Source organism: Pseudomonas sp. RIT-562 (assembly GCF_026241895.1).
Lineage (GTDB): Bacteria > Pseudomonadota > Gammaproteobacteria > Pseudomonadales > Pseudomonadaceae > Aquipseudomonas > Aquipseudomonas mandelii_F.
In genome coordinates, this window is record NZ_JAPJIV010000013.1 from 82,395 (window position 1) to 96,354 (window position 13,960).

The window sequence follows — 13,960 nt, forward strand, 5'->3', positions numbered from 1 at the left end:
GCTTCTCGCACCGAGCACTGCTGCAATGACCGAAAAACTTGATTTTGAATTCTCTCCAGCGCCCGCCATCTTCACCCCCTCTTCATCCCCAATGCCCCTTCTGCGTGACACCAGCCTGTATTTCAGCGCGTCGGCACGCTGGCAAGAAAGTCGCCAGGGTTGGCTCGACTTGCTGGGCGCCACGCCGGGAATACGGGACACCATTGTTCATTTGCTCAAAAGTGAGCTGGATCTGGATGGGCAAAAAGCCGGCCTGCAGTTCGGCGCCTCGCCAGGACGTGCGCAACACTTCGTCAGCTTCACCGATGCCTGCGCTTTCGTTCTGCAACACCCGACGCTGGAGACCGCACTGGATCAGCAGTGTCAGGTCAGCGGTCTTGATCAAACACATGCCCTGGCGAAGTTGACTCCGATGCAGATGCTGGAGCGACTCAAGGACCTCGACCTGCTGCAGGCGCATTTGCTGCGCTGGCGCAACTTCTGGGAAGGCCGCGCCACCGGTACCGCAATATCCCGCCAGGCATGGACCATCCTGCACTACCGCAGCCATTTCGAAGCCGCCGCCCAGCTGGCATACGCTGAAAAAACCCTGACCAAGGAGCAGCTCGCGCCCCTGCTCTTGATCATTGATCCGCCGGCCACCGGCTTGACGCTAAAGGGTCTGCCCATCCACACCGAACAGCTTGCCCTGGTGCTGAGCAACCAGAGCCGGGTAAAACTCACCGGTGCATGGGTCATTACCGTGGGAGATTCGGCCAGTGTCACCAACCTGCTGTACCTGCCCAGTCGACCCGTGGCGATCCAGGCATTCAACCAGCGCAGCGACATGGAAGACTGGCTGGCACAGCAAGCCCTGGTGCCGATTGGGCTGCCCGTCGACAACCTGAGTTTCGAATACACCGCGCGCACGGATCCCCTGACGGTGGGTGCCAGCGACCTGCTGGCCGGGCGCCAACAGGCTCAGGTCAGCGCACTGCGTCATGGCTCACGGGGCAAATCCGGGCTGGCAGCCAATGGGGCGCGAGCGCTGGTTCAAGTTGAGCAGGTCGAGCAACAGACGCGCATCGCAAGCTTAATTGCTTCGCCCCCCAAACCAACCGCCGCCCCGGAGGAGATTACGCAGGCAGTGCAACCACTGTTCGGCAGTCTGTACCCCGACACCCTATTGGAAATGCGCCAGGCGGCATTGGCCAACCAGCGCGAAGCGCTGGAAAAACTGTTTGAAGAAACAGGCGACAGCGCAGGCCTGCAATCTTTCAAGGACCAGTTCAAGGCTCTGGAAAGCGCCGAAAAGGCCGCCGACCTGGCAGCGCATGACTTGCTACACCGCTCACGAACCCTGGACCTTGTCACCTTCCAGCGCGCCGTTACCGACCTGTACTGCGCCCACAAATCAGGACTGCGCGCTGAAGTCGCATTGCAAGTTGCCCTCAATCAACTGGACAGCGATGAACAGACCCTGCTGCTGGCTCTGCTGGATACTCCCGACGACCCCGGCACCGACCCCGTAGCGGCCAGCCTTACCCTGACGCTGACGCTGACGGAACAGGTCGCAGGCAAAACCACCGTCCACAGCCAGGAACTGGCGGGCGCGATTCTCATGACACGTGCCGACGCCCTTGCCGACGCCGCTTCCGCCCACAGCGTGCTGCTCTACTGGCCGGGTTCCGGTGGCGGCCTGCAACGTTTTGCCAATCGTCGAGAGCTTGAACAGGACTTATTGCGCATTTCCAACCCGGATTCCGGGATGACGCTGGCGCTGAGCAAAATCAGTGGTGACGCACTGCAATACGGCTTGAACCGACTCACCAGCGAATTTGAAGAACAGGCGGGCGAAATACGTCAGCGCCATGCCGATCCCGCCCAGTCTACCCAGCGTGCGGAACAGCTGGACATCCTGCGCAGGCGCACCCGTGCCCTGTTGCAAGTGCCAGTGCACGCAGCCAGAAACCTGGGCTTCGCGCACCTGCAGGAGCAGGAACGTAGCGGCACCCTCACCGCCAATATTCCCGACTGGCTGAAGAACCTGAGTGAAGACCATCGCCAGCGACTCAAACGCCTGATCAATGCGTACATCCAGTCGATGTATCGCAGCCACGAACTCATGAGCATCGCGCTTGAACCTCGAGACGACTTCACCCGAAAACACTTGAACGAACGTCTGCGCAAGGACTTTCTGGTGCAGGGCAATTTCAGCGTGACTCTCGACCTGCCCGATTCGGTGCGCGAGGAATATCACTTCGTCGAAGCTCCCGGGGCACCGGGGACGCCGAAGAAACTGGTGCTGGTCCCAAGTACCGCACGCAGCAAAATGACCCTCGAGGACCTGGCCCAGCACAACATCGATAACACCCCGTCGATGAGCCGGGAACCCCTGGTCCTGCGACTGGGATTCATGCAGGTGGCAGTGACTACCAACGTTGATTCCGAACGCCAGGCGCTGAAAAATGGAATCACCCTGGCTTACCTCAAGCGCGTGCTGCCGGAACTTGACCTGCCCGCAGCTTACGAAAAGCTGATCCGCAAGGCATTCCACGGAGGGGCCGACGAGTCAGCTTTCGTGGTCGAGCACCGCCGTGAAAGCCTCATCGAGCCCTGGCACCTGATGCTCCAGCTACAAGGTGAAACAGCGGTCCTGCAAAAGCACATCAGTGCTGATGATTTGCAGGTGCTGAAAATCGCCATGAGCGCCGATGCCGCCCAAGCCTGGAACGTTGACGGCAAGCGCATTGTTCTCCTGCCCGCATTCCTGGCCCCAGGTGGGAAGGACACACCCAACGAAGGTCCGGTGACCCTGGCGGGCGTCACTTTTGTCGAGGAGCAGGTTGGCGGCGCGACCCTTTTGTACACCCCCGACAGCCCCGATGAGCAGTTCCTGCGCCGCTTCGACAGCCTGGAACAGGCCCGCAAGGCCCTGTACAATCTATGCCTGCAAGACAAGTGGGCCAGCTACCTGGCAGGCCGGGCAATCCTGGGTGAAGTCGCCGCACATAAAAGCCGAATCACCCAGAGCCAGCTCAACAACTTTGACGCAATGATTGGCGTCGGCATCCGCTGGCCGGCGACCACCTCGTTGGCTGCTCACCTGCTCGACACGCACATGGGACGCCTGATCGAAGCCCATCGCGGTACCTCCCGCTCCAACGACGCGTTGTACATGGAGCGTTACGCCCTGAAGGGCCCGCGCGCCTTCAACTATATAAAAATGGCCCTGGGAGTCGTGCCGTACGTCGGCACCGTCATTTCCATCTACGATGCCTGGACCGATGCCAACAAAGCGGTAGCGGCCTTGCTGCGCGGAAAAATTGCCGAGGGCCTGTGCGAAATCGAATCGATGCTGACCTCACTGATCGACGCGACCATGGACCTGGTGCCCGGGGAAACGGCGTCATCGGCGCTGTCGCGCACGGCCCGTGCTCTAACCCGCGCGCGTCAGATAAAGAGGCTGGCCGGACACGCCAGTGCACTCAAGGCAACCTCGCTTCGCCACGCCGAACAGGTAGCGCAACGCTTTACCGGCTACGAGTATGAAAAGCCCATCTCGCTGTCCGGTCTGCAGCCGGCGACCCACGGGATCCATCACAACATCTACCGTCATGCGGACGGCGACTTCATCGTGCGCCAGGGGCGCATATTTCAGGTGGAACGCAGCGCAGATTCCCGTAACTGGCGCCTGAGTGGCAACAGTCAGAAAACCTACAAGCAGCCCCTCGCGCTCGATGAAGCCGGGCAATGGGATACTTACTACGGCGTCTACGGCGTCGCATTTGAAGGTGGTGGCCTTGGTGGTGGACAGGTAATGGGTCACCTGGCCGAGACGCTTGATCCGCTTTGGCCAGCGGTTATTCGTCAGCGGTTGCCACGCTGGTGGGTCGATCAGGTGTATCGGCGTCAAGGTCAGCTGGAAGACACCGCCGATAACCTTGCACGTCGCTTCAATACACAATGCAAGCAAACCGAAGCAGCGCTTGAACGGTACAGGGCCCGCAGCCCGGAACAGCGTTCCGCATTAGCACGAGAGGCGGAAAAGGCCTGTATTGCAGACATCGAACTGGGCATCCAGCGGTACGAGGCGCTGACCGAACTGCGCGGCTTGAGCAGCGGCAACAAGAAAACCACCGCCCTGCAGATGCGCAGTGATTGTGCCTGGCTGGTGACTGACCGGTACGTAAACCGCGTCCATATCACCGGCGGTCGAATTACTGCCTTGGTGGATGAAGCTGATGCGCTGTCGGCCCGCCTGGATATCGTAGCGACGGGCAATCTCGACGAGTACCTGGGCATACTCGAAGAGCTGCGCAACGTGCGGGTGCAGATCGTGCGCGAAATGGATCTCATTGACGAGCTGATGGCCAAGATGAACCAATGGTTTGGCGAAATCATTGCGCCCAAGAAAAACCGCGTCAAACCTACCCAGAACGAGACCGTATTCTCCGATCTGAAACAATCGGTGGAATTAATCAATCAGCGTTCCAGCGAAGCCAAGGTGCTGATTGTAAAAACCGGACATCTGCTGGAAATGGTCAAGCGTGTTGGCACCACCAGCGACATGTCCTGGGTTGACCTGCAGCGCCAGACCCGCCCCATACGCTCCCGATTCGAGCGCGCCCTGCTCGCGCAATTCGGGCTGACGGAAGCAGCAGCCTCTCGCGCACAGCGCAACCAGATACTTGCAGACTGCGTGGAGTCTTACGCCAAATATCGCCGAGGCATGCAGGCATGGACCAGTGGCTATCCCCAGCATTTCCACCTGGACGTCGTCGAACCTCTGCTGAACAACATCGAGAAACTCTCCGAGCGCGCGCGTAAGGGCCTGGATAAGCCCGCTGCCGATAGACCGGCCGGCCAGCACACGCAAAAAATCTTCACCACCGAAGACGGCCAGTTGCTGATCGGCGTCGAACGTTGGGAGCCTACCACCCAGAGGCATCAATACACCCTCACAGGAACGGGGGGGCACGTGGAAATCTGGGAACAGTCCAGCCCCGGTAAATTCCGCCTGCTGAACCCTCAGCCGGCCGTACCCCAATCCCCTCCCAGGGATCTGCAGGCTCTGGTGACTGATGCCCGCAACCGCCTGGATTCCCAGGCGACCTATCAAACCAGAGTGCAGTCTTATGCCGACAAAGACATGCTGCCGGTGGACCTTGAACACATGATGCTCAGCGAGGCGGAGGAGCTTGCTCGCCGTGCCGCAGCCATCGAGGAGATTGCCCCGGGCAACGAACTGATCCCGCAACTGCGGGCCAGGGCTGCCGAATTGAAACTCACCGGACGCTCAATGCGCACCCGGCAGTCGCTGCGCAGCAAAAAACCCACCGATGGCATGCTCGACGATCTGGTCCGCCAGAACGCGGTGGAAATTCGCAAAACCCAACCGATCAAACACCTTGGAAAACGTCGCGACGGTCGGAACGACTACATGCAGGAGTACGAAGTACGAGACCTGCAGCAAACACCGCCGACATTGTTATGGTATGCGCACTTCCATTACACCCGGGCTGCGCCGGTTTTCACCGAGTTCGAAAAAGCTCACTTGAAGTTACCGGAGCACCGGTTCCTGACCCATGCCGACGACGCCGAGTTGCCCTACTCCGATATAGGCAAACAATCGGCTGCGCTCGTGCACTTCGAAAACCTCTGAGACGCAAAGAGGAGCGGGATGGCCCGCTCCTCTTATGGTTTATGCCAATTGACTGCGCAGCTGCCGTGCCGCCGCCACCATATTTACCAGTGCTGCCTCGGTCTCCGGCCACGCGCGGGTCTTCAATCCGCAATCAGGATTGACCCAGAGCCGCTCGGCCGGAATCCGTGCGGCCGCCTTGCGCAGCAAGCTGATCATCTCAGCGGTATCCGGCACTCGCGGCGAGTGAATGTCATAGACACCCGGGCCGATATCATTGGGGTAGTCGAACGCCTCAAAGGCTTCCAGCAACTCCATGTCCGAGCGCGAGGTTTCTATGGTTATCACATCGGCATCCATCGACGCGATGGCCTGGATAACATCGTTGAATTCGCTGTAGCACATGTGGGTGTGGATCTGGGTCTCGTCGCGCACTCCGGAAGCGGTCAGGCGGAACGCTTCAACCGCCCATTCCAGGTACTCCTGCCATTGCGCCTGGCGCAGAGGCAGGCCTTCGCGGAACGCCGCTTCATCGATTTGCACTATCTTGATGCCGGCTTTTTCCAGGTCCACCACCTCGTCACGCAGGGCCAGGGCCAATTGTCGGGCCTGCACTTTGCGCGAGACGTCTTCCCGGGGGAACGACCACATCAGCATGGTCACGGGGCCAGTCAGCATGCCCTTCATCACCTTGTCGGTCAGGCTTTGCGCATAGGTGATCCAGTCCACCGTCATGGCGCGGGGGCGGCTCAGGTCGCCATAGATGATCGCGGGTTTCACGCAACGTGAACCATAACTCTGCACCCAACCGAACCGGGTGAAGAGATACCCCTCAAGCTGCTCGGCGAAGTACTCGACCATGTCGTTGCGTTCGGCTTCACCGTGTACCAGCACGTCCAGGCCCAGACGCTCCTGGACTTGCACCGCATGCCGGATTTCGCTGTGCATCGCATCGGTGTAGTCGTTGGCCGACAGCTTGCCTTGCTTGAAGGCCTGGCGCGCGAGACGGATCGAGCCGGTCTGCGGGAATGAGCCGATAGTGGTCGTCGGGAATGCCGGCAACTGCAGACGGGCACGCTGTTGTTCAATGCGCTGGGCAAACGGCGATTGACGCTGGCTGTCAGTGGCCGCTACCGCCGCAACACGGGCCTGCACTTGCGCCTTGTGGATTCGCGGCGACTCGGCGCGACTCGCGGCAATGGCATTGCTTTCGGCCAACGCGGCTCGCACCTTGGGCGCTTGTGGGTCGTTCAGCGCATCACGCAATACGGCGATCTCGCCGCACTTCTGCACGGCAAATGCCAACCAGCTTTTCAGTTCCGGATCGAGTTTGTCTTCGCGATCCAGATCCACCGGGCTGTGCAGCAGAGAACACGAACTGCTGACCCACAGGTTGTCGCCGAAACGCTCTTGGGCCGGTTGCAGTTGCGCCAGCACCGACTCCAGCTCGCAGCGCCAGACATTGCGCCCGTTCACCAGGCCCACTGAGAGGATTTTGTAGGTTGGCAGGCGATCCAGTACCTGGCCCAGTTGATCCGGCGCACGCACGGCGTCGATATGCAGGCCGTGCACCGGCAGGCCGACTGCCAGGCCGAGGTTGTCTTGCAGCCCGCTGAAGTAAGTCGCCAGGAGTTTTTTCAGCGGCGAGTACTGGAGGATGTGATAGGCGCGTTCAAACGCACTTTTCCACGCCTGCGGCAGGTCCAGGGTCAGAATCGGTTCGTCGATCTGCACCCATTCCACGCCTTGGGCGGCAAGGCGACTGAGGATTTCGTTGTAGACCGGCAACAGGCGTTCAAGCAAATCGAGCCTGTCGAAGTCATCTCCTTTGGCTTTGCCCAGCCACAGGTAGGTCAGCGGGCCGATGATGACCGGCTTGACGGAGTGGCCGAGCGCCAGAGCTTCGTCGACTTCATTGAACAATTGCTCCCAGCTGAGTTTGAACTGCTGATCGGCGCTGAACTCAGGGACCAGGTAGTGGTAGTTGGTATCGAACCACTTGGTCAGTTCCTGGGCGTATTGCGTCTTCCCGTGCTCGCCGCCGCAGCAGCTGGCAGTGGCGCCGCGGGCCATGGCGAACAGGGTGTCGAGGGTCGGCAGGCCGTTCTCGTCCTTGGCACTGTCGAAACGTTGCGGGATCACGCCGAAGGTCAGGGAATGAGTCAACACCTGGTCATACCAGGCGAAGTCGCCGACCGGCAGCAAGTCGATGCCGGCATCTTTTTGCAATTGCCAATGGGTAGCGCGCAACTGGCGGCCGACGCTTTGCAGCGCGGCCTGGTCGAGGTCGCCCTTCCAATAGGATTCAAGGGCTTTTTTCAGTTCGCGGTCTGCGCCGATGCGGGGGAAACCAAGGGTGTGCGCCAATGCCATGGTGAATGCTCTCTATCAAAGGGGTGCAAAACATGGCGCTATTGTCGACAGCCAGGCCAACATGAGACAAACTCAACCTTTTCGTGTTGATCACAAGTTTTCCTCATGGAGCCCCCCCGGTGCTTGAAATACGCCACCTGAAAACCCTGCACGCCCTGCGCGAAGCCGACAGCCTGGTCGATGCGGCCGACCGCCTGCACCTGACTCAGTCGGCCTTGTCTCACCAGTTCAAGGAGCTGGAAGAGCGCATGGGCATGCCGCTGTTCGTGCGCAAAACCAAGCCCGTACGCTTTACCAGCGCAGGTTTGCGCCTGCTGCAATTGGCCGATGCTACGTTGCCGCTGTTGCGTGGCGCCGAACGCGACATCGCCCGGCTGGCGGGGGGCACGGCGGGACGCTTGCACATGGCAATCGAATGCCACAGTTGCTTCCAGTGGCTGATGCCGACCATCGACCAGTTCCGCGATGCGTGGCCGGAAGTCGAACTGGACCTGGCTTCGGGGTTTTCTTTCGCCCCGCTGCCGGCCCTGGCGCGCGGCGATCTGGACCTGGTGGTGACGTCGGACCCGCTGGAGCTGGCGGGCATCACCTATGTGCCGCTGTTCACCTACGAGGCAATGCTCGCTGTCGCCAACCAGCACCGTCTGGCCAGCAAGGCTTACATTGTTCCCGAAGACCTGATCAGTGAAACCCTGATCACCTACCCGGTGGAACGTGACCGGCTGGACATCTTCACTCGCTTCCTGGAGCCGGCAGATATCGAGCCGGCACAGGTTCGCACCTCGGAACTCACGGTGATGATGATGCAATTGGTGGCCAGCGGCCGTGGCGTGTGCGGCATGCCCCACTGGGCGCTGCATGAATACAGCTCAAGGGGTTATGTGAAAGCCAAGCGGCTTGGCGAGAAAGGTTTGTTCGCGACGCTGTATGCGGGAATTCGTGCGGACATGCTGGACGCACCCTACATGCGCGACTTTTTGCTGACGGCCAAAGACACCTCGTTCTCGACCCTGGATGGGGTCAGCGCGGTTCGGTAGTCGGGGTACAGCTGGCTGAATTGAGCTGGCTGAACTGCAACTGCATCTGCAACTGCAACTGCACTGCAGAACTGAACTGAACTGAACTGAACTCAACACTGTGGGAGCAAAGCTTGCTCGCGATGGCGATCTTATTGGCCCCATCGCGGGCAAGCCTTGCTCCCACAGTTTCCACAGTTTCCACAGTTCCACAGTTCCACAGCTCCACAGCTCCACAGCTCCACAGTTCCCATAGTCCCAGCTATCTTCAATTCTTCAAGCCGCCTTGCGCTGCTCCAGCATCAACCGCACCGCCAGCGCAGCCAACACAAACCCCATGAAATAACGCTGCACCGCCAGCCAGGTCGGGTTGTTGACGAACCAGGAAGCAATGCCCGCGGCAAACACCGCAATCAGCAAGTTGACGCAGAAACTCACGCTGATCTGGGTCAGCCCCAGCACGACACTTTGAGTGAACACGGAGCCATGTTCAGGCGAGATGAACTGCGGGAACACCGACAGATAAAACACCGCAATCTTCGGGTTCAGGGCGCTGGTCAAAAAGCCCATGGTCACCAGTTTTCGCGCCGAGTCCGGCGGCAGCTGCTGCGCTTCGAACGGTGATCGCGCGCCCGGCCGCACCGCTTGCCAGGCCAGCCACAGCAGGTACAGCGCGCCCGCCCACTTCAGCACTTCGTAAGCCAACGGCACCGCGAGAAATACTGCCGTCAGGCCCGCCGCCGCAGCGAACAGGTGCACGAAGAATCCCGCCACCACTCCCAGCAAGGAAACCACACCGGCCTTACGCCCCTGGCAGATGGAGCGAGAGATCAGGTAGATCATGTTTGGCCCCGGCGTGAGCACCATCAGCAACGCGGCGGCGGCAAAAATCAGCAGCTCTTGAAGTGGAATCATGGGCAATCCTTCGACCGTAAAAGATCAGGCAGTCGCGATGACCGAGGCTCGATAAAACGGCAGGATCAGCTCTCGTGTCAATGGCGCCAACATGACCTCGCCATCGGTGGCCGGGTCGATCCAGATGACCTCCTCAATTTCCGCCGCTGGCGACACGTCTGCGGCAATCGTCAGCTGGAACAACTCTGCCTGTACGACAAAACCCGGCTCGTTGGCCGCCGGGGCGCTGAACTGGCCAAGGTAGGCCACGTGCGCAGGATCGATCCGCAGCCCCAACTCCTCTTCCAGCTCCCGCACCAGCGCGTGCACCGGCAACTCATCGGCTTCGATCTTGCCGCCGGGTTGCATGAACGCTGTGGTCCCGCGTTTGCGTACCAGTAGCGTGCGCCCATCCGGGCCGATCAGCAGCGCCGCGGCGATGTGGATAACGCGGTCGGTTGAATTAACCGTCATGAAGGAGATCCTGCCCTGGAAAAAAGCGCAAGGATACAGGTCCGCCAAGCGGTTCCCAATCGATCAGTGCAGGGCCTGTGCACCCGCTTGCACTTCACCACCGCTAGCCGCCGGCTCCTGCGGGACCTTTACAAAGATGCTGTACTTCGCCCCTTCCATGGCTTCAAAAGCAATGAGCTTCTCTACCAGAGCCCCGTTCAATACCTTGCCGGCATTGAGCAGCAGCATGCCATTGTCGGCATTGAGGTTGCGCGCCAGGATCATGCCTGCTGCCACGTCGCGAGTGGTCAGCACCTTGACCGCAGGGTCGGCCAGCGAGACATCGCTCTGGTAGGCGGCACACACCTGGATGAAATCTTCCACCATCTCGGGGTCGTACAGCCGTCCGGCGTAGTTACGGATATACACCAGGGCCTCATCGCTGTTCATCTGCCGCTCCAGAATCAACCCGCGTTGCAACTCGATGAAATCCACTGCCAGTTTCAGCAACCGCGACCCAAAGGGAATTGCCTCGCCCTTGAGCCGGTCGGGGAAACCGTTGCCATCCCAGCGCTCCTGATGGTGAAGGATCAGGCGGGCCGCATCCTTCATCGGGTCGAGGGTCATCAGCAACGTCTCGCTCTGTTTCGGATAACCGCGATAACGTTCGCGGTCGTTGTGATGCAGCAGATCCGCCGGAGCGGTCATCATGCTGTCGGTCCAGCTCAACTTGCCGATGTTGTAGAGCGCCGCGGCCATGGCCAGGTCGCGACCGCTGCTTTCATCCACGCCGTGACGGTTACAGTACACCCGCACCAGGTCGATAATCTGGCGATTAGTCTGCTTGGCCGCAGGCAAGCGCAAATTGGCCAGCAGCGAAAACACTTCGGTGCCGGTGACATAGCTGCGCTTGAGCTCTTCGTACGCCAGGTCGAGCATATCGGCGGTCTGCTGCAGTTCGGCAGTGCGTGCAGCCACATGTTTTTCCAAGGTGGCATTGAGTCGCTTCAACTGCTCATTCTGCTCATCGGTCTCCTGCACCAGGCGCAGGCGTTCGCGCTCCGAGTGCTGGTAGGCGAGCGATTGGCGCAAGGTCAGCAGCAGTTCTTCATCGTGCCAGGGTTTGCTGATGTAACGGTGAATCTGCCCTTCGTTGATCGCCTTGATGATGGCCGCTGGGTCGGCGTAACCGGTGAGCATGATTCGCGTGGTCTGGGGATAAAGCTGATAGACCTGCGCCAGCAACGTGGCGCCGTCCATGTTCGGCATGCGGGCGTCGCTCATCACCAGGTCGATGGGCTGCTGCGCCATGATCTCCAGTGCCTGGGCACCACTGGTCGCTAATAACACATCGTAGGGTTGGCCGCGCAGGAGGCGGCGCAGGCTGTTGAGGATCGACTCCTCATCATCAACCAGCAGCACCTTGGGTTTGTGACTCAAAGTGGTGGGGAGTTGCTCATCCATGGCGTCATCTCAGGTGAAACTGCTGTATTGCCGGGTCCGGACGGGCCGGGCATCGCCAAAATTCGGAGTCTGGCCTACAGGCTAGATGAAATTGAGCCCCTTCCGGCAAATGATTTCAGTGCAACTGCGCGAAGTACCCGCAAGAGGTCTATGCTCAGGGGACTCGGATCCATTATCTGTACGTTCGGCCAGGTGATCAGGGAAAGGATACCCCTCCTATGAGCACACCCCACGAAACCGTTGCCGGCCCCTGCGAATGTCAATGACGACAGTGCTGGCCAAGGCCAACCGGCGCATCCTGATCATCGACGATGCACCGTCTATTCATGCGGATTTCCGCAAGATCCTCTCTCCCGCCAGCGACGACGAACTGACCCTGGCCGACACCGAGGAAGCGCTATTCGGCACGCAGCCAGTGGAGCGCCTGACGTTCCAGCTCGACTCGGCCTATCAAGGCCAGGAAGCCCTGGCGCGGGTCCAACAGGCGTTGGTCGAGGGGCGACCTTACGCCATGGCGTTCATCGACATGCGCATGCCGCCGGGCTGGGACGGCCTGGAAACCATCGAACGATTGTGGAAGGCCGACCCCAACCTGCAGATCGCCCTGTGCACGGCGTACTCCGACTACAGCTGGGAAGACATGGCCGAAAGGCTGGAATTCGGCGACCAGTTGCTGGTACTGAAAAAACCCTTCGACAGCCTGGAAATCCGCCAGATGGCCAGCGCCATGACCTGGAAATGGCAGATGGCCCAGGACGCGGCATTAAAAGTCTTGAGCCTGGAGCAGACCATCGAGGCGCGGGTGCACGAACTGCTCAAGGTCTCGCACCTGCTGCAGTACGACGTCCTCACTGAATTACCCAACAGCACGTTGCTGGGAGACCGCCTGAACCAGTCATTGGCCCTGTCCCGGCGCCATGACAAACAACTGGCGGTGATGTTCTTCGGGCTCGACCGCTTCAAGCGCATCAACAATGCCCTGGGCCATCCAGCCGGCGACGAGATGCTCCAGCGGGTCGGGCGCAACGTGGTGGCGGCAGTGCGTGAGTCCGACTCGGTGTTTCGCTATGGCTCCGATGAGTTCGTGGTGATCCTCGCTGACATTCGCCACCCTCAGCAGACCAAGGGCATCGCCGAGAAACTCTTGAACGCGATTCGCGCCCCCCAGCACATCGCCGGCCACGACCTGAGCGTCACCGCCAGCCTCGGTATCAGCATCTATCCCGACGACGGCTTTGATGCCGTTTCGCTGATCAAAAAAGCCGAAACCGCGATGCGCAACGTCAAGGAGACCGCTCCGGACAGCTACCGCTTTTTCATCGAAGAAATGAACCAGCGTGCCCGGGACCAGCAAAGCATGGAGACCGGCATCCGCCTGGCGCTGGCGCGCAATGAATTTGTCCTGCACTACCAACCCAAGCTCGACCTTCGCAGTGGCCAGGTGGTCGGCGCCGAGGCGTTGATCCGCTGGCACAAGCCGGGCCATGGCCTGGTCTATCCATCGGCATTCATCGAAGTCGCGGAAGACAGTGGCCTGATCGTCCAACTAAGCAAATGGGTCCTGGCCGAAGCCTGCCGGCAAAGCTGCGCGTGGCGAGCAGCCGGGCTGCCGCCGATCTGCGTGGCGGTGAACATGTCGGCGATCGATTTCCGTCAACGGGATTTCGTCGATGGCATTGAACAGATCCTCGCACAAACCGGCATGGACCCAGCCCTTCTGGAGCTGGAGATCACCGAAAGCGTGCTGATGCAAAACATCGACTCCACCGTCACCTCCCTGCAGCGGATCAAAGCCCTGGGTGTGCGCCTGGCCATCGACGACTTCGGCACCGGTTACTCCAGCCTGAGTTACTTGCGGCGCTTTCCCATCGACGTCCTGAAAATCGACCAGTCATTCATTCACGGCTTGTGCAGCGACAGCAACGACGCAGCCCTGGTCAGCGCGATCATCAGCCTGGGGCGCAGCCTCAAGTTGACCATCATTGCCGAAGGGGTGGAAACCGCCGAACAACTGGCCTTCCTCAAGGCCCAGCACTGTGAGGAAGTCCAGGGCCACTACTTCAGCAAAGCGGTGGAGCCCGAGGTATTCGTGCGCTACGTGGAGTCGCTGAGGCGCGCCTTGTCGACCACCTCGTGA

General features: G+C 60.2%; 7 protein-coding genes. 3 read left to right on the plus strand and 4 right to left on the minus strand.

The window, feature by feature from the left end; genetic code table 11:
* Positions 1 to 25: 25 nt before the first annotated feature.
* Positions 26 to 5,644, plus strand: a complete 5,619-nt coding sequence (locus ORL50_RS17035; RefSeq protein WP_266016613.1) for a dermonecrotic toxin domain-containing protein — start codon at positions 26 to 28, stop codon at positions 5,642 to 5,644.
* Positions 5,645 to 5,683: 39 nt separating this feature from the next.
* On the opposite strand, the gene metE is transcribed toward ORL50_RS17035, so the two are convergent.
* Positions 5,684 to 7,996: a 5-methyltetrahydropteroyltriglutamate--homocysteine S-methyltransferase gene (gene metE, locus ORL50_RS17040; RefSeq protein ID WP_266016615.1), complete on the minus strand. Its 2,313-nt coding sequence runs from the start codon at positions 7,994 to 7,996 to the stop codon at positions 5,684 to 5,686.
* Between the two features lie 119 nt (positions 7,997 to 8,115).
* Here metE and metR point away from each other — a divergent pair, with 119 nt between their 5' ends.
* Positions 8,116 to 9,033 carry a transcriptional regulator MetR gene (gene metR, locus ORL50_RS17045; protein ID WP_266016616.1) on the plus strand — a complete coding sequence of 306 codons (918 nt, stop codon included), beginning with the start codon at positions 8,116 to 8,118 and terminating at the stop codon, positions 9,031 to 9,033.
* Between the two features lie 255 nt (positions 9,034 to 9,288).
* Here the strand turns inward: metR and ORL50_RS17050 are convergent, their stop codons facing one another.
* The 3 genes from ORL50_RS17050 to nosR form a co-directional block, all read right to left on the minus strand.
* Positions 9,289 to 9,927 carry a LysE family translocator gene (locus ORL50_RS17050; protein WP_266016618.1) on the minus strand — a complete coding sequence of 213 codons (639 nt, stop codon included), beginning with the start codon at positions 9,925 to 9,927 and terminating at the stop codon, positions 9,289 to 9,291.
* A 24-nt stretch (positions 9,928 to 9,951) separates the two neighbouring features.
* Positions 9,952 to 10,380 carry an NUDIX hydrolase gene (locus ORL50_RS17055; protein ID WP_266016619.1) on the minus strand — a complete coding sequence of 143 codons (429 nt, stop codon included), beginning with the start codon at positions 10,378 to 10,380 and terminating at the stop codon, positions 9,952 to 9,954.
* 63 nt (positions 10,381 to 10,443) lie between these two features.
* A complete protein-coding gene (gene nosR, locus ORL50_RS17060) occupies positions 10,444 to 11,823 on the minus strand; it encodes a response regulator c-di-GMP phosphodiesterase, NosR family (protein WP_266016620.1) in 1,380 nt (459 codons plus the stop codon).
* 262 nt (positions 11,824 to 12,085) lie between these two features.
* Here nosR and ORL50_RS17065 point away from each other — a divergent pair, with 262 nt between their 5' ends.
* Positions 12,086 to 13,960: a putative bifunctional diguanylate cyclase/phosphodiesterase gene (locus tag ORL50_RS17065; protein WP_266016718.1), complete on the plus strand. Its 1,875-nt coding sequence runs from the start codon at positions 12,086 to 12,088 to the stop codon at positions 13,958 to 13,960.

Excerpts from the sequence above, each read along its gene's own strand:
- ORL50_RS17035 (WP_266016613.1), top strand. The coding sequence starts at position 26 with ATGACCGAAAAACTTGATTTTGAATTCTCTCCAGCGCCCGCCATCTTC.
- metE (WP_266016615.1), bottom strand. The coding sequence starts at position 7,996 with ATGGCATTGGCGCACACCCTTGGTTTCCCCCGCATCGGCGCAGACCGC.
- ORL50_RS17050 (WP_266016618.1), bottom strand. The coding sequence starts at position 9,927 with ATGATTCCACTTCAAGAGCTGCTGATTTTTGCCGCCGCCGCGTTGCTG.
- ORL50_RS17055 (WP_266016619.1), bottom strand. The coding sequence starts at position 10,380 with ATGACGGTTAATTCAACCGACCGCGTTATCCACATCGCCGCGGCGCTG.
- nosR (WP_266016620.1), bottom strand. The coding sequence starts at position 11,823 with ATGGATGAGCAACTCCCCACCACTTTGAGTCACAAACCCAAGGTGCTG.
- ORL50_RS17065 (WP_266016718.1), top strand. The coding sequence starts at position 12,086 with ATGACGACAGTGCTGGCCAAGGCCAACCGGCGCATCCTGATCATCGAC.